The 21,069-nt window shown below is 62.4% G+C and carries 18 protein-coding genes and 1 tRNA gene; 5 read left to right on the top strand and 14 right to left on the bottom strand.

Annotation, left to right across the window (positions count from 1 at the left end; translation table 11 throughout):
* The 4 genes from tuf to rpsL form a co-directional block, all read right to left on the bottom strand.
* The coding region (gene tuf, locus DT068_RS27780) for an elongation factor Tu (protein WP_119390988.1) at positions 1-875 on the bottom strand (875 nt) is incomplete at its 3' end.
* A 30-nt stretch (positions 876-905) separates the two neighbouring features.
* Positions 906-2,978, bottom strand: a complete 2,073-nt coding sequence (gene fusA, locus DT068_RS27775) for an elongation factor G (RefSeq protein ID WP_119393167.1) — start codon at positions 2,976-2,978, stop codon at positions 906-908.
* Positions 2,979-2,996: 18 nt separating this feature from the next.
* A complete protein-coding gene (rpsG, locus tag DT068_RS27770; RefSeq protein ID WP_119393166.1) occupies positions 2,997-3,467 on the bottom strand; it encodes a 30S ribosomal protein S7 in 471 nt (156 codons plus the stop codon).
* Between the two features lie 15 nt (positions 3,468-3,482).
* Positions 3,483-3,854, bottom strand: coding sequence for a 30S ribosomal protein S12 (gene rpsL, locus DT068_RS27765; RefSeq protein ID WP_119393165.1), 372 nt, complete (start codon positions 3,852-3,854; stop codon positions 3,483-3,485).
* A gap of 394 nt (positions 3,855-4,248) precedes the next feature.
* Between rpsL and DT068_RS27760 the strand changes: the two genes are divergently transcribed.
* The 5 genes from DT068_RS27760 to DT068_RS27740 all read left to right on the top strand — a co-directional run bounded on the left by DT068_RS27760 (position 4,249) and on the right by DT068_RS27740 (position 8,608).
* Positions 4,249-4,683, top strand: coding sequence for a VOC family protein (locus DT068_RS27760; protein ID WP_119393164.1), 435 nt, complete (start codon positions 4,249-4,251; stop codon positions 4,681-4,683).
* Between the two features lie 241 nt (positions 4,684-4,924).
* Complete coding sequence (locus DT068_RS27755; RefSeq protein WP_119393163.1) at positions 4,925-6,229, top strand: aspartate aminotransferase family protein; 1,305 nt, start codon at positions 4,925-4,927, stop codon at positions 6,227-6,229.
* A 19-nt stretch (positions 6,230-6,248) separates the two neighbouring features.
* Positions 6,249-6,995 (top strand): sulfite exporter TauE/SafE family protein, encoded by a 747-nt coding sequence (locus DT068_RS27750; protein WP_119393162.1) that lies wholly within the window; start codon positions 6,249-6,251, stop codon positions 6,993-6,995.
* 43 nt (positions 6,996-7,038) lie between these two features.
* Positions 7,039-7,794 (top strand): helix-turn-helix domain-containing protein, encoded by a 756-nt coding sequence (locus DT068_RS27745; protein ID WP_119393161.1) that lies wholly within the window; start codon positions 7,039-7,041, stop codon positions 7,792-7,794.
* A 91-nt stretch (positions 7,795-7,885) separates the two neighbouring features.
* Positions 7,886-8,608, top strand: coding sequence for a haloacid dehalogenase type II (locus DT068_RS27740; protein ID WP_119393160.1), 723 nt, complete (start codon positions 7,886-7,888; stop codon positions 8,606-8,608).
* 74 nt (positions 8,609-8,682) lie between these two features.
* Here DT068_RS27740 and rpoC read toward each other — a convergent pair whose 3' ends face one another.
* From rpoC to DT068_RS27690, 10 genes are all read right to left on the bottom strand, one after another.
* The gene (rpoC, locus tag DT068_RS27735) at positions 8,683-12,852 is read right to left on the bottom strand and encodes a DNA-directed RNA polymerase subunit beta' (RefSeq protein WP_119393159.1); all 4,170 of its coding nucleotides are present in this window, start codon (positions 12,850-12,852) and stop codon (positions 8,683-8,685) included.
* Positions 12,853-12,957: 105 nt separating this feature from the next.
* A complete protein-coding gene (gene rpoB / locus DT068_RS27730) occupies positions 12,958-17,055 on the bottom strand; it encodes a DNA-directed RNA polymerase subunit beta (protein WP_119393158.1) in 4,098 nt (1,365 codons plus the stop codon).
* A 141-nt stretch (positions 17,056-17,196) separates the two neighbouring features.
* Complete coding sequence (gene rplL, locus DT068_RS27725) at positions 17,197-17,571, bottom strand: 50S ribosomal protein L7/L12 (RefSeq protein WP_119393157.1); 375 nt, start codon at positions 17,569-17,571, stop codon at positions 17,197-17,199.
* 52 nt (positions 17,572-17,623) lie between these two features.
* A complete protein-coding gene (gene rplJ, locus DT068_RS27720) occupies positions 17,624-18,142 on the bottom strand; it encodes a 50S ribosomal protein L10 (RefSeq protein WP_119393156.1) in 519 nt (172 codons plus the stop codon).
* A gap of 329 nt (positions 18,143-18,471) precedes the next feature.
* A complete protein-coding gene (gene rplA / locus DT068_RS27715) occupies positions 18,472-19,173 on the bottom strand; it encodes a 50S ribosomal protein L1 (RefSeq protein ID WP_119393155.1) in 702 nt (233 codons plus the stop codon).
* Between the two features lies 1 nt (position 19,174).
* Entirely contained in the window at positions 19,175-19,609 is a 435-nt protein-coding gene (gene rplK, locus DT068_RS27710; protein ID WP_119393154.1) for a 50S ribosomal protein L11, read from the bottom strand.
* 183 nt (positions 19,610-19,792) lie between these two features.
* Complete coding sequence (gene nusG / locus DT068_RS27705; protein ID WP_119393153.1) at positions 19,793-20,326, bottom strand: transcription termination/antitermination protein NusG; 534 nt, start codon at positions 20,324-20,326, stop codon at positions 19,793-19,795.
* A gap of 4 nt (positions 20,327-20,330) precedes the next feature.
* Positions 20,331-20,525: a preprotein translocase subunit SecE gene (secE, locus tag DT068_RS27700; protein WP_119393152.1), complete on the bottom strand. Its 195-nt coding sequence runs from the start codon at positions 20,523-20,525 to the stop codon at positions 20,331-20,333.
* A 20-nt stretch (positions 20,526-20,545) separates the two neighbouring features.
* Positions 20,546-20,621 (bottom strand) — tRNA-Trp (locus DT068_RS27695).
* 14 nt (positions 20,622-20,635) lie between these two features.
* A partial coding sequence (locus DT068_RS27690) for an EF-Tu C-terminal domain-related protein (RefSeq protein ID WP_368905328.1) occupies positions 20,636-21,069 on the bottom strand: 434 nt, incomplete at its 5' end.

The following is a 21,069-nucleotide window of genomic DNA, read 5'->3' as shown; positions in this document are numbered from 1 at the left end:
CCACGCTCGACACCCGTGCGGTCGACACCGCGCAACAGAGCGCCGACATTGTCGCCGGCCTCGCCCTGGTCAAGCAGCTTGCGGAACATCTCGACGCCCGTAACCGTCGTCTTCGTCGTCGGACGGATGCCGATGATCTCCACTTCCTCGCCGACCTTCACGATGCCGCGCTCGATGCGCCCCGTAACCACCGTGCCGCGGCCCGAAATCGAGAACACGTCCTCGATCGGCATCAGGAACGGCTGGTCCTTCGGACGCTCAGGCTGCGGGATATAGCTGTCAACCGCCTGCATCAGCTTCAGGATCGCATCATGACCAAGCTCGGGGTTCTTGCCCTCGAGCGCCATCAGCGCCGAGCCCTTCACGATCGGGATCTCGTCGCCCGGGAACTGGTACGACTTCAGAAGATCGCGAACTTCCATCTCGACCAGTTCCAGAAGCTCCGGATCGTCGACCATGTCCACCTTGTTCATGAACACAACCAGCGCCGGAACGCCGACCTGGCGGGCAAGCAGGATGTGCTCGCGCGTCTGCGGCATCGGGCCGTCGGCAGCCGAAACCACCAGGATGGCGCCGTCCATCTGGGCAGCACCAGTGATCATGTTCTTCACATAGTCGGCATGGCCAGGGCAGTCGACATGCGCATAATGCCGGTTCTGCGTCTGGTACTCGACATGCGCCGTCGAAATCGTAATGCCACGCGCTTTCTCTTCCGGCGCCTTGTCGATCTGGTCATAGGCCGTATAGGTCGCACCACCCGTCTCAGCCAAAACCTTGGTGATCGCAGCCGTCAACGACGTCTTGCCATGATCAACATGACCAATCGTCCCAATATTGCAATGCGGCTTGTCTCGGTTGAACTTCTCTTTGGCCATCGGACTACTCCGTCTTTGGTCTTAACTTGATTAAGCGAATTTCTTCTGGACTTCCTGAGCAACTGCCTGCGGCACCTGCTCATAGTGATCGAACTGCATCGTGTAGCTGGCACGTCCCTGGCTCATCGAGCGCAGGTTGTTGACGTAGCCGAACATGTTGGCGAGCGGGACCATCGCATTGACGATCTGCGCATTGCCGCGATTACCGGTGCCGATGATCTGGCCACGCCGCGAATTGAGGTCGCCGATCACGCCGCCGAGATATTCCTCAGGGGTGGTGACTTCGACCTTCATGACGGGCTCGAGCAGCACCGAGCCCGCCTTCTGCAGGCCTTCGCGCAGAGCCGCACGCGCCGCGATCTCGAAGGCGATCGCGGACGAGTCGACTTCGTGATAGGCACCGTCGGTGAGGGCGACCTTGACGTCGAGGACCGGGAAGCCCGCGACCACGCCCGACGACATGACCGAGTTGAGGCCCTTTTCGACGCCCGGGATGAATTCCTTCGGCACCGTGCCGCCGACGATCTTGGATTCGAACTCGTAACCGGCACCCTTCTCGTTCGGCTCGATCTCGAGGATGACGCGCGCGAACTGGCCGGTACCGCCGGTCTGCTTCTTGTGGGTGTAGTCGACTTCCGCCGCACGCGTGATCGTTTCGCGATAGGCGACCTGCGGCGCGCCGACCGTGACTTCGACCTTGTGGGTGCGCTTCAGGATGTCGACCTTGATGTCGAGATGGAGCTCGCCCATGCCCTTGATGATGGTCTGGCCCGACTCGCTGTCGGTCGACACGCGGAAAGAGGGATCCTCGGCCGCGAGCTTGTGCAGCGCGATCGCCATCTTTTCCTGATCGCCCTTGGTCTTGGGCTCGATCGACATATCGATGACGGGATCCGGGAAATCCATCTTCTCGAGGATGACGGGCTTCGCCGGGTCGCACAGCGTATCGCCGGTGCGGGTATCCTTGAGGCCAACCAGGGCGACGATGTCGCCGGCATAGGCTTCCGAGATTTCCTCGCGCGTATTGGCATGCATGAGGACCATGCGGCCGACGCGCTCGTTCTTCTCGCGAGTCGAATTGAGCAGCGAGGTGCCCTTGGTCAGCGAGCCCGAATAGAGCCGGCAGAAGGTGAGCACGCCATACTGGTCGTCCATGAGCTTGAAGGCCAGGAGCGACAGCGGCTCCGAATCGGAAGCCTTGCGGACCGTCTCTTCGCCGGTCTTGACGTCGATGCCCTTGATCGAGGGACGATCGAGCGGCGACGGCAGATAGTCGACGACGGCGTCGAGCAGCGGCTGCACGCCCTTGTTCTTGAAGGCCGAGCCGCACAGCACCGGGAAGAAAGCGCCGGTGACGACGGCCTTGCGCAGCAGCTTCTTGATCGTCTCGTTGGAGATCTCTTTGCCGTTGAGAAAGTCCTCGGTCGCCTGCTCGTCGAGCTCGGCGCAGGCTTCGATCATCTCGGCACGCGCCGTTTCGGCCGCGTCCTTGAGATCCGCGGGGATTTCGGCGTCATTATACTTGGCGCCAAGGGACTCTTCTTCCCAGATGACCGCTTTCATGCGGACGAGGTCGATGATACCCTTGAAATCGGCTTCGGCGCCGATCGGCAGCTGGATCGGAACCGGCTTGGCGCCGAGACGTTCCTTGATGTCCTTGATGCACTGCTCGAAGGACGCTCCGGTCTTGTCCATCTTGTTGCAGAACACGATGCGCGGCACGTTGTACTTGTCGCCCTGGCGCCACACCGTTTCGGTCTGCGGCTCCACACCCTGGTTCGAATCGAGCACGCATACCGCGCCGTCGAGGACGCGCAGCGAACGCTCGACCTCGATGGTGAAGTCGACATGGCCGGGGGTGTCGATGATGTTGAGGCGCTTGCCGTTCCAGTACGTGGTGGTGGCGGCCGACGTGATGGTGATGCCGCGCTCCTGCTCCTGCTCCATGAAGTCCATAGTGGCGGCGCCGTCATGGACTTCGCCGATCTTGTGGCTCTTGCCGGAGTAGTAAAGGATACGCTCGGACGTCGTCGTCTTTCCGGCATCGATGTGGGCCATGATGCCGAAATTGCGATAGTCTTCGATGGCGTGCGTGCGGGGCATGATCTCTGTTCCTCGGGGCTACCAGCGATAGTGCGAAAAGGCGCGGTTCGCTTCAGCCATGCGGTGTGTGTCTTCGCGCTTCTTGACCGCGGTGCCGCGGTTGTTGGCGGCATCCATGAGCTCGCCCGACAGGCGGTCGATCATGGTGTTCTCGTTGCGGCCGCGCGCGGCGGTGATGATCCAGCGGATGGCGAGGGCCTGGCGGCGCTCGATGCGCACTTCGACCGGCACCTGATAGGTGGCGCCGCCGACGCGACGCGAACGCACTTCGATGGCCGGGCTCACATTGTCGAGCGCCTGGTGGAATACGCCGAGCGGGTCCTGCTTGGTCTTTCCCTGGATCCTGTCGAAGGCGCCATAGACGATCGACTCGGCGACCGACTTCTTGCCCTCATACATCAGGTTGTTCATGAACTTGGAAACGATGAGATCGCCGAATTTCGGATCCGGGTTGATCTCTCTCTTATCAGCGCGGTGACGGCGCGACATGTTCTGGATCTCCCCTTACTTAGGACGCTTGGCGCCGTATTTCGAACGGCGTTGACGGCGCTTCACGACACCTTGGGTATCGAGCACGCCGCGAATGATGTGATAGCGAACGCCCGGCAGGTCCTTCACGCGGCCGCCGCGAATCATGACCACCGAGTGCTCTTGCAGATTGTGGCCTTCACCGGGAATGTAGCTCGTGACCTCGAAGCCATTGGTGAGGCGGACACGCGCCACCTTGCGCAGAGCCGAGTTCGGCTTCTTCGGCGTGGTCGTGTAGACGCGCGTGCAGACGCCGCGCTTCTGCGGGCATGCCTGCATCGCTGGCACCTTGCTCCGGAATGTCGGCGCGGAGCGCGGCTTGCGGATGAGCTGGTTGATCGTCGGCATCGGGCCTTGTCTCTACCTTCGCAAAACTGTTCTGAGCCCGAACGATGTTCCCATCGCACATGACCAAAAAGCACTGGCGCACCCGGCTCATGAAGGTGCACAGCGCCTCAAAACCAGAGGACCACGACCGGCAGGGCCTTGTGGTCTTGACCTTGAATGTTCAAAGTGTGTTTTCCGGCCAGCGTTTAGGAGCGCGAAGCACCTACTGCCTGCCGCCTGAAAACGCGCGGAACATACTGGCACACCCCCACCCCGTCAACCCCTGAAAGCAAGAAAATTACGCTATTTCTGTCGCGGCCCAAATTGCCGCAATCGCGCCATATCCTTGCCCCGGACGGTCACCATGATCCCCTCCCAGGACGGCGAAACCAGACCTTCGAGAGGGAGAAAATCGATGCTGGCCCAGTCCACATGGTGGCACGAACTCAATACATGGGAACCTGAAATTGCCCTGGCCTTCTATGGCCGCACCCTTGGGTGGAAATTCGACTCGACCACGCTTCCGGACGGCGGCAGCTACTGGATCGCCCGCAAGGACAACAAGCCGGTGGGCGGCATTTTCGAGCTTACTTCTCCCGATTATTCGGACATTCCCTCGCACTGGATGACCTATCTGACGGTTTCCGACATGGAAAGGGCCGAGCAGGATACCGTCCGCGAGGGCGGCGAGGTCATCCGCCCGTCAGCCCATATCCCGGGCGTCGGCAAGCTGGCGGTTGTCAGCGATTCGGCGGGGGCCCTCATCGGCCTCATTGAGCCCGAGCGCGCCGCCGCAGCCGAGCGCACCGCCTCGGCCGAACGCGCTTCCGTCGCCGCGATGGCGAATTGACACAATCTCTTACCTAGCGAAACCTATGGTGACAGACTTCGGGGCCTTATGGCCCCGATTCTCTTTCTGAACTGGTTCTAGAATCGCGCCTCAAATCTGGAAGACTGACCCTTGATCACGATCACTTCAGGCCGGTTCGGCCTGAAGTGATGAACGTGATCGGAATCTTTAAGTTGGCGCGTGATCGGACGGAAAACCGGCGTCCACTTTTCCTGATCACGCGCCCGCAGGAGGCGCTCCCATGGCGAAGCTCGAAACCGACTGGTCGACCGATGGCATCATCGCGCGGCGCGACACATATTATGCCGCTTCGCAGCGCGCCTTCGTGCCCTATAAGACGCCCCTGATCTTCAAGCGCGGCGAGCGCCAGTATCTGTGGGACGAGCAGGACCGGAAATATCTCGACCTCCTCGGCATGAATGTCTGCATTTCGGTCGGCCATGCCCATCCCGCGGTAACCCAGGCGGTCGAGGCCCAGATCCGCGAACTCCAGCACTGCACCACGATGTTCTACCATCCGGTTCCGGCCCATTTCGCCGAGGAGCTCGCGGCGCGCATGCCGAAGGGCCAGGACTGGGTCGTCCATTTCACCAACAGCGGTACCGAGGCGGTCGACCTCGCCCTCATCATGGCCCAGAGCTTCACCGGCAATATCGACATGCTGGCGCTGCGCAACGCCTATCATGGGGCGACGATCGGGGCCCAGTCGCTCACCGGTATCTCGGGCTTCCGCCATAATATCCCCCTCCTCGGCGGCATTCACCACATCGCCAATCCCGACCCCTATCGCGGCATCTTCGGCGACGACACGGAGGCCTATCTCGCCGAGATCGACCGCACCATCCAATTTGCCACGCCGGGCCGCCTCGCCGGCCTCATCGTCGAGCCCATCCAGGGCTATGGCGGCATCATCGAACTGCCGCGAGGATATCTGAAAGCCGCGACCCGGAAGGTGCGCGATGCCGGCGGCATCCTCATCGTCGATGAGGTGCAATCGGGCTTCGGCCGCACCGGCGACAATTTCTGGGGCTTCGAGCATCACGGCGTGCTGCCCGAAGTGGTCGTCATGGCCAAGGGTATCGGCAACGGCTTTCCCCTGGGCGCCGTGGTGGCCCGCCGCGACGTCGCCGATGCGCTCGCCAAGAAATTCTTCTTCAACACCTATGGCGCAAGCCCGATGGCCTGCGCCGCCGGGCGCGCCGTCCTCAAGGTGATCGACGATGAGAAGCTTCAGCAGAACGCGCGCGCGGTGGGCGCGGCCTTGAAGGAGGTGCTCGACCGCCTGCATCAGAAATATGAGATCATCGGCGAGGTGCGCGCTCACGGGCTTATGCTGGCGGTGGAGCTGGTCACCGACCGCAAGAGCAAGACGCCGGCGACGAAGGAAACGGCGGAGATCTTCGAAAAGACCCGCGCGAACGGCATCGTGGTGAGCAAATCGGGGGCCAACCGCAATATCCTCAGGATGGTGCCGCCCATGTGCATCAAGATGGAAGACGTCGCCCTGGTCGAGGACGCGCTCGACCGCTCACTTGCGGGATACTGAGCGAAAAGGCGACTGAGCCGTGTCGCTCGTTACCCTGGGGCTCGGATCGCTCTTCGTGTTCCTGGCCGCCATTGTGCGCGGCTATTCGGGCTTCGGCTTCTCGCTGCTGGTCATCACATCGCTCTCGCTGCTGATGGCGCCGTCGACCTTCATCCCCTCGATCTTCATGCTCGAGATCGCCGCCAGCATTCACATGCTCCCTGGAATATGGCGCGACATACACTGGCGCTCGCTGGCGCCGTTGATCATCGGCTGCGCCATCGGCACGCCGCTCGGCGTATGGCTGCTCGCCAATGTGCCGGTTCCGCCGATGCAGATCGCGCTTGCTGTCTTCGTGCTCACGGCGACCTGGCTGCTGTGGAGGGGCTTCGCCCTCAAGACCATGCCGGGGACCGCGGCCTCGGGCACCGTCGGCGCGGCTTCCGGCCTCTTCAACGGCGCCTTCGGCATTGGCGGTCCGCCGGTCATCCTGTTCTATTTCGCCTCGCCCGCCGGCAATGTGGCCGGGCGCGCCTCGCTCATCGCTTATTTCATGCTGACCGACCTGATCGGGCTCGCCTTCCTCAGCCGCGAGGAACTCATCACCCGGAACAGCCTCTATCTGGCGCTGCTGTTCCTGCCCGCCCTCGTTCTCGGCATATGGATCGGATCGAAGAGCTTCAGGCGCGCCGATCCGCTGGTTTTCCGCAAGCTGGTGCTGGTGCTGCTCGCGGGGCTCGCGATCCTGACGGCCGCACAGGGTATTTTCGCCCTTTGGCAGAACTGACCCGCCTGCGCTATAAGGCCGCTCAAACAGAGGCGAGACGTCCATGTCGATGCAGCTAGAAATCCGACGCTATCGCGGTGGCGATCGGCACTCCCATGACTACAGCCAGATCCTGTTTCCCATGCAGGGATCGATGCGGCTTGCCATGGAAGGCCGCTGCGGCACCGTGGCCAGCCATTGCGTGGCCATCGTCCCTGAGCGCTGCGAGCATGATTTCGAGCCGAGCATGGATTGCAGCCTGATGGTGCTCGATGTTGAGACGAGCGCGCTTTCCGATGACCTGCGCCCCGACATACTTCGCCAGGAGATCCCGATCGTCACCCGCGTCGATCCCTTTCTGTGGCGGCTGTTCTCCCTGCTCGGCGCCGAAGTCGAGGCCGATTCAGGACGCGCGCCCGATGCTGCGCGCCTGGCGCTGACCGGGCTTCAGCTCGTGAGACCTGGCAGCACAGCACTGTCGCAGCGCCCGGCCGAACAGCGGGTCCTCACGGCCGCGCATATCCTGGCGGGTGGCCGCGAGACGCCCGCGGTGGCGGGCATGGCGCGCCAGGCCGGTCTTGGCCAGAGCCAGTTCCACGCCCTCTTCCGGGCGACGACCGGCCAGTCGCCGAAGCAGTTCCACCTGCGCAAGCTCCTCGACCGCGCCGTCGACCGGCTCACCACCACGAGCGAGCCTGTTTCGGAAATCGCCTACAGCCTCGGCTATCAGAACGTCTCGTCCTTCAACCGCCTGTTCAAAAAGCGCTTCGGCGCCACGCCCACCGAATTCCGCGCCGCAGGGCGGAACAGGCCGAACTGACAATCGCAGCTTTGGCCAAGCCCATCGGAGCTTTGGCTCATCACAGGACGATGGAAGTCCGCTAGACCCTCGGCATCAGGAGGATTGTGCGATGAAACTCACCGACTTCAAGGCGTTGACATTCGATTGCTACGGCACGCTTATCGACTGGGAGACCGGCATATGGAATGCGCTGCAGCCGCTGCTGAGCGCCGGCCAGCTGAAGCTCAGCCGCGAAGAGGCCCTCAACCTCTTTGCCCGCTTCGAGACCGAGCAGGAACGCGAGACCCCGTCGCTGCGCTACTCCACCCTGCTCGCCGTCGTCCATGCGCGCCTCGCCAGATCCTGGGATGTGCGCTGCCACACCGACATCCATGACCGTTTCGGTGCTTCGATTCCGGACTGGCCGGCGTTTCCGGACTCGGCCGAGGCGCTCGCCTATCTCAAGCGCCACTACAAGCTCGTGATCCTTTCGAATGTGGACCGCGCCAGCTTCGCCACCAGCAACAAGAAGCTCGGCGTGACTTTCGACGCCGTCTATACCGCCGAGGACGTCGGCGCCTACAAGCCCGATGCCCGCAACTTCGCTCATCTGGTCGAGCATCTGGACACCGATCTCGGCATCGGCAAGCCGCAGATTCTCCACACCGCCCAGAGTCTGCATCATGACCATGTGCCGGCCGAGCGCGCAGGGCTAGCCCGCGCCTGGATCGACCGGCGTTTCGGTCAATCGGGCGGCGGCGCCACCATAATCCCCGAGAACCGGCCGAAAGTGGATTTCCACTTCAAGAGCATGGCCGAGCTGGCTGAAGCGCATCGCAAGGCGACAGCCTGATCAATGCAACACCGACCAATGAAAAACCCGGCGGAGCGATCCACCGGGTTTTTTATTTTTGGACTTGCCGAAGCTTACTCGGCCGCGGGCAGAACCTCATTGCCCTTCGCCTGCTCTTCCAGGATGAGCGTGTCGCGCCGGTCGGCGACCTGCTTGAAGCGCGAGAGCATGCCGCCGGTGCCGGCCGGGATGAGACGGCCGACGATGACGTTCTCCTTGAGGCCTTCGAGCGTATCGATCTTGCCGACCACCGAGGCTTCGGTGAGCACGCGCGTCGTCTCCTGGAACGAGGCCGCGGAGATGAAGGAGCGCGTCTGCAGCGACGCCTTGGTGATGCCGAGCAGCACCGGGACGCCGGAGGCGGGCTTGCGCCCTTCCGCGATCAGCTTGTCGTTGATGTCGTCGAGCTCGACCTGGTCGAGCTGCTCGCCGGGCAGCAGGGTCGATTCACCGGTATTGGTGATCTCGACCTTCTGCAGCATCTGGCGGACGATCACCTCGATGTGCTTGTCGTTGATGCTCACGCCCTGCAGCCGGTAGACTTCCTGGATTTCGTTGACGAGATAGGAGGCGAGCTCCTCCACGCCCTTGATCGCCAGGATGTCATGCGGCGCCGGATTGCCGTCGAGGATGTATTCGCCCTTCTCGATGAAGTCGCCTTCCTGCACGGGCAGGTGCTTGCCCTTGGGGATCAGGTACTCCACCGGCTCGATCGAATCGTCCTGCGGAACGATGCGGATCCGCCGCTTGTTCTTGTAGTCGCGTCCGAATTCGACGCGGCCCGAGATCTCGGCGATGATCGCATGGTCCTTGGGCTTGCGCGCCTCGAACAGCTCGGCAACACGCGGCAGACCGCCGGTGATGTCGCGCGTCTTGGCGCTTTCGAGCGGGATGCGCGCCAGCACGTCGCCGGCCTTCATCTTGGCGCCCGGATCGACCGACAGAATGGCGTCGACCGAGAGCAGATAGCGCGCTTCGCCGCCGCGGGCGAGCTTCTGCACCTTGCCGTCCGCATCCTTGATCACGATGGCGGGCTTGAGCGAGGAACCCCGCTGGTTGCTGCGCCAGTCGATGATCACGCGGTTGGTGATGCCGGTCGCTTCGTCGGCGATTTCGTTCACCGAAACACCCTCGACCACGTCCTCGAACTCGACCGTGCCGTCGGCCTCGGTCATGATCGGACGCGTATAGGGGTCCCACTCGGCGAGCTTGGTGCCGCGCTTGACCTGGTCGCCTTCATCGACGAACAGCCGCGTGCCGTAGGTCACCTTGTGGACGGCGCGTTCGTTGCCCTTGCCGTCCTCGACGACGATGGCGACGTTGCGGCCCATGACGATGAGCTTGCCGTTGGAGTCGCGGACCACGTTCTTGTTGCGGAACCTGATCTTGCCCTCGTGGTTCGATTCGACGAAGGACTGATCGAGCACCTGCGCCGTGCCGCCGATATGGAAGGTGCGCATGGTGAGCTGGGTGCCCGGCTCGCCGATCGACTGCGCCGCGATGACGCCGACCGCTTCGCCCATATTGACGGGCGTGCCGCGGGCGAGATCGCGCCCATAGCACTTGCCGCAGACGCCGAACTTGGTCTCGCAGGTCAGCACCGAACGGATGCGCGCCTCCTGGATGCCCGCCTTCTCGATCACCTCGACATGCGATTCCATGATCTCGCTGCCGGCCGGAACGATGACATCGCCCGACGCCGGATCCTTGATATCGTCCGCCGCGGTGCGGCCGAGGATACGCAGGCCGAGCGAGGCGATGACCTCGCCCGCATCGATGATCGGACGCGCGGTGATGGCGGACTTGGTGCCGCAATCTTCCGTCGTGATGATGCAGTCCTGTGCCACGTCGACGAGGCGGCGGGTCAGGTAGCCTGAGTTAGCCGTCTTGAGCGCCGTGTCGGCCAGGCCCTTGCGGGCGCCGTGCGTCGAATTGAAGTATTCGAGAACGGTGAGGCCTTCCTTGAAGTTCGAGATGATCGGCGTCTCGATGATCTCGCCCGACGGCTTGGCCATGAGGCCGCGCATGCCGGCGAGCTGCTTCATCTGCGCCGGCGAACCGCGCGCACCCGAATGGCTCATCATGTAGATCGAGTTGATCGGCTTCTCGCGGCCCGACTCCTTGTCGACCTGGACCGAGGAGATCTGCTTCATCATCTCGTCGGCGACGCGATCGGTGCACTTCGCCCAGGCATCGACGACCTTGTTGTACTTCTCACCCTGGGTGATGAGGCCGTCGATATACTGCTGCTCGTACTCGGTCGCGAGCTCGCGCGTCTCGTTGACGAACTTCTCCTTCGTGCCCGGGATGACCATGTCGTCCTTGCCGAAGGAAATGCCGGCCTTGTAGGCGTTGAAGAACCCGAGGCCCATGACGCGGTCGCAGAAGATGACCGTCTCTTTCTGACCGCAGTGGCGATAGACGGCGTCGATCATGCGCGAGATGTCGCGCTTGGTCATCAGCCGGTTGCACAGGTCGAAGCTCACGCCTTTGTTGTGCGGCAGGAGCTCGCCGATCTTCATGCGGCCCGGCGTCGTCTCGACGATGCGCGTCTTGACCACGCCCTCGGCGTTCATTTCCTTGACGCGGCCCTTGATCTTGGTGTGCAGCGTGATCACACCCTGCGCCAGCGCATGGTCGAGCTCCGCCATCGAACCGAAGGCCTTGCCTTCGCCCGGCTCGTTCTGGCGCATCAGCGACAGATAGTAGAGACCGAGAACGATGTCCTGCGACGGCACGATGATCGGCTGACCATTGGCCGGATGCAGGATGTTGTTGGTCGACATCATGAGGACGCGCGCTTCGAGCTGGGCTTCAAGCGACAGCGGCACGTGCACGGCCATCTGGTCGCCATCGAAGTCGGCATTGAAGGCGGCGCAGACGAGCGGGTGCAGCTGGATCGCCTTGCCCTCGATCAGCACCGGCTCGAAGGCCTGGATGCCGAGGCGGTGGAGCGTCGGCGCGCGGTTGAGCAGCACCGGATGCTCGCGGATGACCTCATCGAGGATATCCCAGACTTCCGGCTTTTCCTTCTCGACCAGCTTCTTCGCCTGCTTGACGGTGGCCGACAGGCCCTTGGCGTCGAGGCGCGAATAGATGAACGGCTTGAACAGCTCGAGCGCCATCTTCTTCGGCAGGCCGCACTGATGCAGCTTGAGCTCGGGGCCGACCACGATGACCGAGCGGCCCGAATAGTCGACGCGCTTGCCGAGCAGGTTCTGGCGGAACCGGCCCTGCTTGCCCTTCAGCATGTCGGCGAGAGACTTCAACGGGCGCTTGTTGGCGCCGGTGATGACGCGCCCGCGCCGGCCATTGTCGAACAGGGCATCGACCGCTTCCTGCAGCATGCGCTTCTCGTTGCGCACGATGATGTCGGGCGCCCGAAGCTCGATAAGCCGCTTGAGACGGTTGTTGCGGTTGATGACGCGGCGATAGAGGTCGTTGAGATCCGACGTCGCGAAGCGGCCGCCATCGAGCGGGACGAGCGGACGCAGCTCGGGGGGGATCACCGGCACGACGGTCAGGATCATCCATTCCGGACGGTTGCCGGATTCGATGAAGGACTCGACGATCTTGAGGCGCTTGGCCAGCTTCTTCGGCTTGAGGTCGCCGGTCGCGGTCTTGAGCTCCTCGCGCAGCTCGTCGCGCAGCTTCTCGAGATTGATCGCCATCAGCATCTCGCGCACCGCTTCGGCGCCGATGCCGGCGGTGAACGAATCCTCGCCATAGTCTTCCTGCGCCTTGAGATACTCGCTCTCGGTCAGGAGGCTGTAGGGCTTGAGCGGGGTGAGGCCCGGCTCGAGCACGATATACTGCTCGAAATAGAGCACCCGCTCGATGTCTTTCAGCATCATGTCGAGCAGCAGGCCGATGCGCGACGGCAGCGACTTCAGGAACCAGATATGGGCGACGGGTGCGGCGAGCTCGATATGGCCCATGCGCTCGCGCCGGACCTTCGACAGCGTGACTTCGACGCCGCACTTTTCGCAGATGATGCCCTTGTACTTCATCCGCTTGTACTTGCCGCACAAGCACTCATAGTCCTTGATCGGACCGAAGATGCGGGCGCAGAACAGCCCGTCCCGCTCCGGCTTGAAGGTGCGGTAATTGATGGTCTCCGGCTTCTTGATCTCGCCGAAAGACCACGAGAGGATCTTTTCCGGCGAAGCGATCGAGATGCGGATCTGATCGAAAGTCTGCGGCGGTGAAGCCGGGTTGAAGATGTTCATGACCTCTTGGTTCATGGACACTGTTCTCCTTTATGCGGGCTTGCCTCCCCGCCGAGGGTGAATGTCTGAACGCGACGAAACGATAGTCCGACAGGGCGGCAGTGCCGCCCTGCCCTTTGATTACGATTGCTGCTGCGAGTTCTGCAGCTCCACATTGAGGCTGAGCGAACGCATTTCCTTGACCAGCACGTTGAAGCTCTCGGGGATGCCGGCTTCGAACGCGTCATCGCCGCGCACGATCGCTTCATAGACCTTGGTGCGGCCCGCCACGTCGTCCGACTTGACGGTGAGCATTTCCTGCAAGGTATAGGCAGCGCCATAGGCCTCGAGCGCCCACACTTCCATTTCGCCGAAGCGCTGACCGCCGAACTGCGCCTTGCCGCCCAGCGGCTGCTGGGTGACGAGGCTGTAGGGACCGATCGAGCGGGCGTGGATCTTGTCGTCGACGAGGTGATGCAGCTTGAGCATGTAGATATAGCCCACCGTCACCTGGCGATCGAAGGCCTCGCCGGTACGGCCGTCGAACAGCCGGACCTGTCCGGAGGTGGACAGACCCGCTTCCTTCAGCAGATAAGCGATGTCTTCCTCGCGCGCGCCATCGAACACCGGGGTGGCGATGGGAACGCCCTTGGTCAGGTTGCCGGCGAGCTCGACCACCTGATTGTCGTCAAGCGCGTCGATCTCCTCGTTCTTGCCGTAGATGTGGTTGAGCTGCTCGCGCACCGGCCTGGTCTTGCCGTCCTCGCGATAGGCTTCCAGCATGCGGCCGACCTGCTTGCCGAGGCCGGCGCAGGCCCAGCCCAGATGCGTCTCGAGGATCTGCCCGACATTCATGCGGCTCGGCACGCCGAGCGGATTGAGCACGATATCGACATGCGTGCCGTCCTCGAGGAACGGCATGTCCTCGATCGGAACGATCTTGGACACCACACCCTTGTTGCCGTGCCGGCCGGCCATCTTGTCGCCCGGCTGGATCTTGCGCTTAACCGCGACGAAGACCTTGACCATCTTCATGACGCCCGGCGGCAGCTCGTCGCCGCGCTGCAGCTTCTCGACCTTGTCGAGGAAGCGGTTTTCCAGGCGCTTCTTCGACTCTTCGTATTGCTGCTTCATCGCTTCGAGCTCGGCGATCGCCTTCTCGTTGGAGAGTGCGATGTTCCACCATTGCGAACGCGGAATGTCCTCCAGGTTCTTCGGCGTGATCTTGCCTTCGAGCTTGTGGCCCTTGGGCCCGCCCGAAGCCGGCTTGTTGACCAGGAAGTCGTGCACGCGGCCATAGGAGTTGCGGTCGAGGATCGCGAGCTCGTCGTCGCGGTCCTTGGCGAGACGCTCGATCTCCTCGCGCTCGATGGCGAGCGCGCGCTCGTCCTTGTCGACGCCGTGGCGGTTGAACACGCGCACCTCGACGACCGTGCCGGAAACGCCCGGCGGCAGCTTGAGCGAGGTGTCGCGCACGTCCGACGCCTTTTCGCCGAAGATGGCGCGCAGCAGCTTCTCTTCCGGCGTCATCGGGCTCTCGCCCTTCGGCGTGATCTTGCCGACCAGGATGTCGCCCGGCTTCACCTCGGCACCAATATAGACGATGCCGGCTTCGTCGAGATTCTTCAGCGCTTCCTCGCCTACATTCGGGATGTCGCGGGTGATCTCTTCGGGGCCGAGCTTGGTGTCGCGCGCCATCACGTCGAATTCCTCGATGTGGATGGAGGTGAACACGTCGTCCTTCACGATGCGCTCGGAGAGCAGGATCGAGTCCTCGAAGTTGTAGCCGTTCCACGGCATGAACGCGACCAGCACGTTCTGGCCGAGGGCCAGATCGCCGAGATCGGTCGAAGGACCGTCGGCGACGATGTCGCCGGCCTTCACCTGGTCACCCACGCGCACCAGCGGACGCTGGTTGATGCAGGTGTTCTGGTTCGAGCGCTGGAACTTCGCCAGCGTATAGATGTCGACGCCCGACTTGGTCGGATCGGTCTCTTCCGTGGCGCGGATGACGATGCGCTTGGCATCGACCTGGTCGACCACGCCGGTGCGGCGCGCCGTGATGGCGGCACCCGAATCGCGCGCCACGACGGCTTCCATGCCGGTGCCGACGAGCGGCGCATTGGTGCGAACCAGGGGCACCGCCTGGCGCTGCATGTTCGAGCCCATGAGCGCGCGGTTGGCGTCGTCATTCTCGAGGAACGGAATGAGGGCGGCGGCGACCGAGACGAGCTGCTTCGGCGACACGTCGACGAAGTCGACCTTCTCGCGCGGCACGATGAGCACGTCGCCGTGATTGCGCGCGACGATGAGCTCTTCCTCGAACTTGCCTTCCTTGGTGAGCGGCACGTTGGCCTGGGCGATGTGGTGCTTGCCCTCCTCGATGGCCGACAGATAGATCACCTCGTCCGTCACCTTGCCGCCCGTCACCTTGCGGTAGGGCGTCTCGATGAAGCCGTATTTGTTGACCCGCGCATAGGTGGCGAGCGAGTTGATGAGGCCGATATTCGGCCCTTCCGGCGTTTCGATCGGGCAGATGCGGCCGTAATGCGTCGGGTGCACGTCGCGCACCTCGAAGCCGGCGCGCTCGCGCGTCAGACCGCCAGGGCCCAGCGCCGACAGGCGGCGCTTGTGGGTGATTTCGGACAACGGATTGGTCTGGTCCATGAACTGCGACAGCTGCGAGGAGCCGAAGAACTCGCGCACCGCGGACGCCGCCGGCTTCGCGTTGATCAGGTCATGCGGCATGACGGTGTCGATATCGACCGACGACATGCGCTCCTTGATCGCGCGCTCCATGCGAACGAGACCGAGGCGATACTGGTTCTCCATGAGCTCGCCGACCGAGCGCACCCGGCGGTTGCCGAGATGGTCGATGTCGTCGACCTCGCCCTTGCCGTCGCGCAGCTCATGCAGCGTCTTGATGACCGCGAGGATGTCGTCGCGGCGCAGCACGCGCACCGTGTCGGCGGCGTCGAGCTCGAGGCGCATATTCATCTTCACCCGGCCGACGGCCGAAAGATCATAGCGCTCGGCATCGAAGAACAGGCCGTTGAACAACGCTTCCGCCGTCTCGCGCGTCGGCGGCTCGCCGGGACGCATGACGCGGTAGATCTCGATGAGCGCCTGCTCATAGCTCTCAACCTTGTCGGCCTTCAGCGTGTTGCGGATATAGGCGCCGGTATTGATGTGGTCGATGTCGAGGATATCGAGCTTGGAGTAGCCCGCCTCGGTCAGGCCTTTCAGCAGCTTCTCGGTGATCTCATCGCCCGCCTCGGCGAAGATCTCACCCGTGCTCTCATCGACCAGCTCGCCCGACAGATAATGACCATAGAGGTCCTCGTCGCGCACCAGCAGTTCCTTGACGCCGTCCTCGGCGATCTTGCGGGCGAGACGCGGCGTGATCTTCTTGCCGGCCTCGACGACCACCTGCTTGGTCTTCGCGTCGATCAGGTCGACCGACGGCTTCTGGCCGCGATAGCGCTCCGGATCGAACGGCGTGCGCCAGCCTTCCTGGGTCTGCGTATAGGGAACGGACTTGTAGAAATAGTCGAGGATCTGCTCGCTGTTGAAGCCGAGCGCGTAAAGCAGCGTCGTGATCGGCAGCTTGCGGCGCCGGTCGATGCGCACATGGATGATGTCCTTGGCGTCGAACTCGAAATCGAGCCAGGAGCCGCGATAGGGAATGATGCGCGCCGCGAAGAGCAGCTTGCCCGAGGAATGGGTCTTGCCCTTGTCGTGGTCGAAGAAGACGCCGGGCGAGCGGTGCATCTGTGAGACGATCACGCGCTCGGTGCCGTTGACTACGAAGGTGCCGTTCGACGTCATGAAGGGCATGTCGCCCATATAGACGTCCTGCTCCTTGATGTCCTTGACCGACTTGGCGCCGGTGTCCTGGTCGACTTCGAACACGATCAGACGCAGCGTCACCTTGAGCGGTGCCGCATAGGTCATGCCGCGCTGCTGGCACTCATCCACGTCATATTTCGGCGGTTCGAATTCGTAGCGGACGAATTCCAGCATGGCCTGACCGGTGAAGTCGCTGATCGGGAAAACCGACTTGAAAACGGCCTGCAGGCCCTCACTGGCCCGCCCGCCGGCAGGCTCCTTCACCTGCAGGAACTGATCATAGGATTCTTTCTGAACTTCGATGAGATTCGGCATTTCCGCGACTTCTGCGATCTTGCCGAAAAACTTACGAACCCTTTTGCGACTTGCGACAGTCTGCGCTTCAGCCATGTTTCTTCCTTCGTAAGTAGAGCTTTTACAAGCCAATTCAACAGCTTACTTCAAACCCTTTTCCGAGGGTTTCAAGAAAGCTGTTGCACAAACCAGTTTTGGATCACGGGGTCCGCATCACCGGACCCCGTGATATAGTCATTACTTGAGCTCGACGGAAGCCCCCACGGCTTCGAGCTTCTTCTTCATCTCTTCGGCGTCCTTCTTGTTCACGCCTTCCTTGACCGGCTTGGGCGCGCCCTCGACCAGGTCCTTGGCTTCCTTGAGGCCAAGGCCCGTGATCGCACGGACTTCCTTGATGACTTCGATCTTCTTCTCGCCGGCCTTGGCGAGAACGACCGTGAACTCGGTCTTCTCTTCGACCGGAGCGGCGGCAGCGCCACCACCGGCGGCGGCAACGGCCACCGGAGCGGCGGCGGAAACGCCCCACTTCTCTTCCAGAAGCTTCGACAGCTCGGCGGCCTCGAGGACCGTCAGGCTCGACAGATCGTCAACGATTTTCGATAGATCAGCCATTTCAATTTCTCACTTTCAATCAGTTTGAACCAGGTATTCCGAGGCGAGCCCGTCAGGCAGCCTTGTCTTTGGTGGCATAGGCGTTCAGCACCCGCGCCAGCTGACCGGCAGGCGCTTGGACCACGGCCGCGATGCGGGTGGCTGGCGTCTGGATCATGCCGATGAGCTTTGCCCTGAGCTGGTCGAGCGAGGGCAGTTCCGCGAGAGCCTTGACCGCAGCGGCGTCCATGACGGTCGGACCGAGCGCACCGCCGAGAATGACGAATTTCTCATTCCCTTTGGCGAAATCGGCAGCGACCTTGGGCGCCGAAACCGGATCGGCGGCGTAAGCCACCATGGTCGGACCTGTGAACAGGTCCTTGATTCCGGCTGCGGGAGTGCCATCCAGAGCAAGCTTTGCGAGACGGTTCTTCGCCACCTTAACGGTGGCGCCCGCCTGGGCCATCTTGCCGCGCAGGTCGTTGACCTGATTGACAGTGAGGCCCTTATTGTGGGCCACAACGACAACACCGGTGGTTTGGAACACCTTGTTGAGCGCTGTGACGAGCTCTTTCTTTTCAGCTCTTTCCACTTGCTCTCTCCTAAGTTGGCGCCGCATCCGAAAATGACGGCGCCGGTGGACCAACCGCCCAAACCCGACTGCGCGAGGCAGATGAGGCTCAAGCGGCGCTCATATGCCTGTCCCCTCCTGGCCCCTGAGCGGGGCGGCGGAGGTAATAAGGTTCAAACCGATCATGATTCCCGTATGCGGGAACCTCGATCTCTTTGACCCATCTCATGCGGGCTTTCACGTTTAAGCGGGACTTCTCCCACGCCAGCAATCTCGGACAGGTTCGCCGGAAATCCGAAGATTTCCGACTAACCGGCTGAAAAGCTTGCGCTTTCCAGCCGGAAACTTTGTCAGGCCGTAGCCGTCAGACTCGCAATATCGAGCTTCAGGCCGGGGCCCATAGTCGAAGAAATGGACACTTTCTTGACGAAAGTCCCTTTCGCGCCCTGCGGCTTCGACTTGAGCACGGCATCGATGAAGGCCTTGACGTTGCCGGCGATCTGCTCTTCCGAGAAGCTCGCCTTGCCGACGCCGGCCTGGACGATGCCGGCCTTCTCGACGCGGAACTCGACAGCACCACCCTTGGCCGCCTTGACCGCCGCCGTCACATCCATGGTGACGGTGCCGACCTTGGGGTTCGGCATCATGCCGCGCGGACCCAGCACCTTGCCCAGACGGCCGACGAGGCCCATCATGTCGGGCGTCGCGACGCAGCGGTCGAAGTCGATCGTGCCCTTGTTGACGATCTCGAAGAGGTCGTCGGCGCCGACGATATCGGCACCCGCCTTCTTCGCTTCCTCGGCCTTGGCGCCCTTGGCGAACACGGCGACACGGACCTTGCGGCCCGATCCGTTCGGCAGGTTGCACACGCCGCGCACCATCTGGTCGGCATGGCGCGGATCGACGCCGAGATTCATCGCGACCTCGATCGTCTCATCGAACTTGGCATTGGCGCGCGCCTTGACCAGCTTCACCGCCTCGCCGAGGCCGTAGAACTTCTCGCGGTTGAGGCCGTCGGCGTTCTTCTTAATACGCTTGGCAATCGTGGCCATATCAATCCCCCACCACTTCGAGGCCCATCGAGCGGGCGGAACCGGCAATCTCACGCGCCGCGGCATCGATGTCGCGCGCATTCATGCCCTTGATCTTCTTCTCGGCGATCTCGCGGCACTGGGCCATGGTGACCCGGCCGGCCGGCGCACCCTTGCCCGGCTCCTTCGAGCCCGCATTGATCTTCGCCGCCTTCTTGAGGAAGTAGGACGCCGGCGGCGCCTTCATCTCGAAGGTGAAGGACTTGTCCTGATACGCGGTGATGATCACCGGCACCGGCGAGCCCGGCTCCATGCCCTGCGAGGCCGCGTTGAAGGCCTTGCAGAATTCCATGATGTTGAGGCCGCGCTGACCGAGCGCGGGACCGATCGGCGGAGACGGATTGGCCTGTCCCGCCGGCACTTGCAGTTTTACGTAGCCGACTACTTTCTTAGCCATTTGCTTTCCCTCGCCGTCCGAGGACGGCAGTTGAGGTTAGTGGTCCGGCTGTTGAGGCCTCCCACCGGAAGATCACGATGACTTTTGACTACGTCAAAAGTCATGAACGTGATCGTCTTCTAAGTGGAGCATAACGTTATCGCCAAGACCCGAGCGTCTTGGCGCGTTATGCTCGTGCACAGATCAACGGATCTTCTCGACCTGTCCGTATTCGAGCTCGACCGGCGTCGGCCGGCCGAAGATGGAAACCGCCACTTTGAGCCGTTCCCGTTGTTCGTCCACTTCCTCGACGAGACCGTTGAAGGAAGCGAACGGGCCATCGGCGACGCGAACCTGCTCGCCGACCTCGAAGCTGATCGATGTCTTCGGCCGCTCGATGCCTTCCTGAACCTGGTTCAGGATGCGCGCGGCTTCCGCATCGGTGATCGGGATCGGCTTGTTGTCCGATCCCAGGAACCCCGTCACTTTCGGGGTGTTCTTGATCAGGTGATAGGCCTGATCGGTGAGCTCCATCTTCACCAGCACATAGCCCGGGAAGAAGCGGCGCTCGCTCTTGAACTTGCGGCCGCGGCGGATCTCGACCACTTCCTCGGTCGGCACCAGCACCGCCTCGAACAAATCGCCGAGCCCCTTGGCCACCGACTGCTCCTTGATCGAATCGGCGACCTTCTTCTCGAAGTTCGAATAGGCGTGAACGATGTACCAGCGCTTCGTCATGCCCTTACATCCCGAACAGCATTTTTTCGACGCCCCATTTCAGGATGGCATCGACGATCAGAAAAAAGACGGAAGCCAGGGCCACCATGATCAGGACCATGATGGTCGTGATCATCGTCTCCTTCCGGGTCGGCCAAGTGATCTTCTTGGCTTCCTGACGGACTTCCTGGAGGAATTCGAGCGGGTTTGTCTTGGCCATCTGTCTTCTGCTTTAGAGGGTGGCAGGGGCGGAGGGTCTCGAACCCCCGGCCTGCGGTTTTGGAGACCGCCGCTCTACCAACTGAGCTACACCCCTATCAACTGCCTCCGTTACTCTACGATTTTGGCGACGACGCCGGCGCCGACGGTACGGCCGCCTTCACGGATGGCGAAGCGCAGCTTCTCTTCCATCGCGATCGGCGTGATCAGTTCGACATCGACCGTCACATTGTCGCCAGGCATGACCATCTCCGTACCTTCCGGCAGCGTCACAACACCGGTGACATCCGTCGTGCGGAAATAGAACTGCGGACGATAGTTGGTGAAGAACGGCGTGTGACGGCCACCCTCCTCCTTCGTCAGGATATAAGCCTCGGCCTTGAACTTCTTGTGCGGCGTGATCGAGCCCGGCTTCGCCAGAACCTGGCCACGCTCGACACCCGTGCGGTCGACACCGCGCAACAGAGCGCCGACATTGTCGCCGGCCTCGCCCTGGTCAAGCAGCTTGCGGAACATCTCGACGCCCGTAACCGTCGTCTTCGTCG

The organism is Taklimakanibacter lacteus (assembly GCA_003576695.1).
Lineage (GTDB): Bacteria > Pseudomonadota > Alphaproteobacteria > Rhizobiales > Aestuariivirgaceae > Taklimakanibacter > Taklimakanibacter lacteus.
Note: the sequence above shows the minus strand (reverse complement) of the source record. Positions and strands in the feature narration are given on the sequence as shown.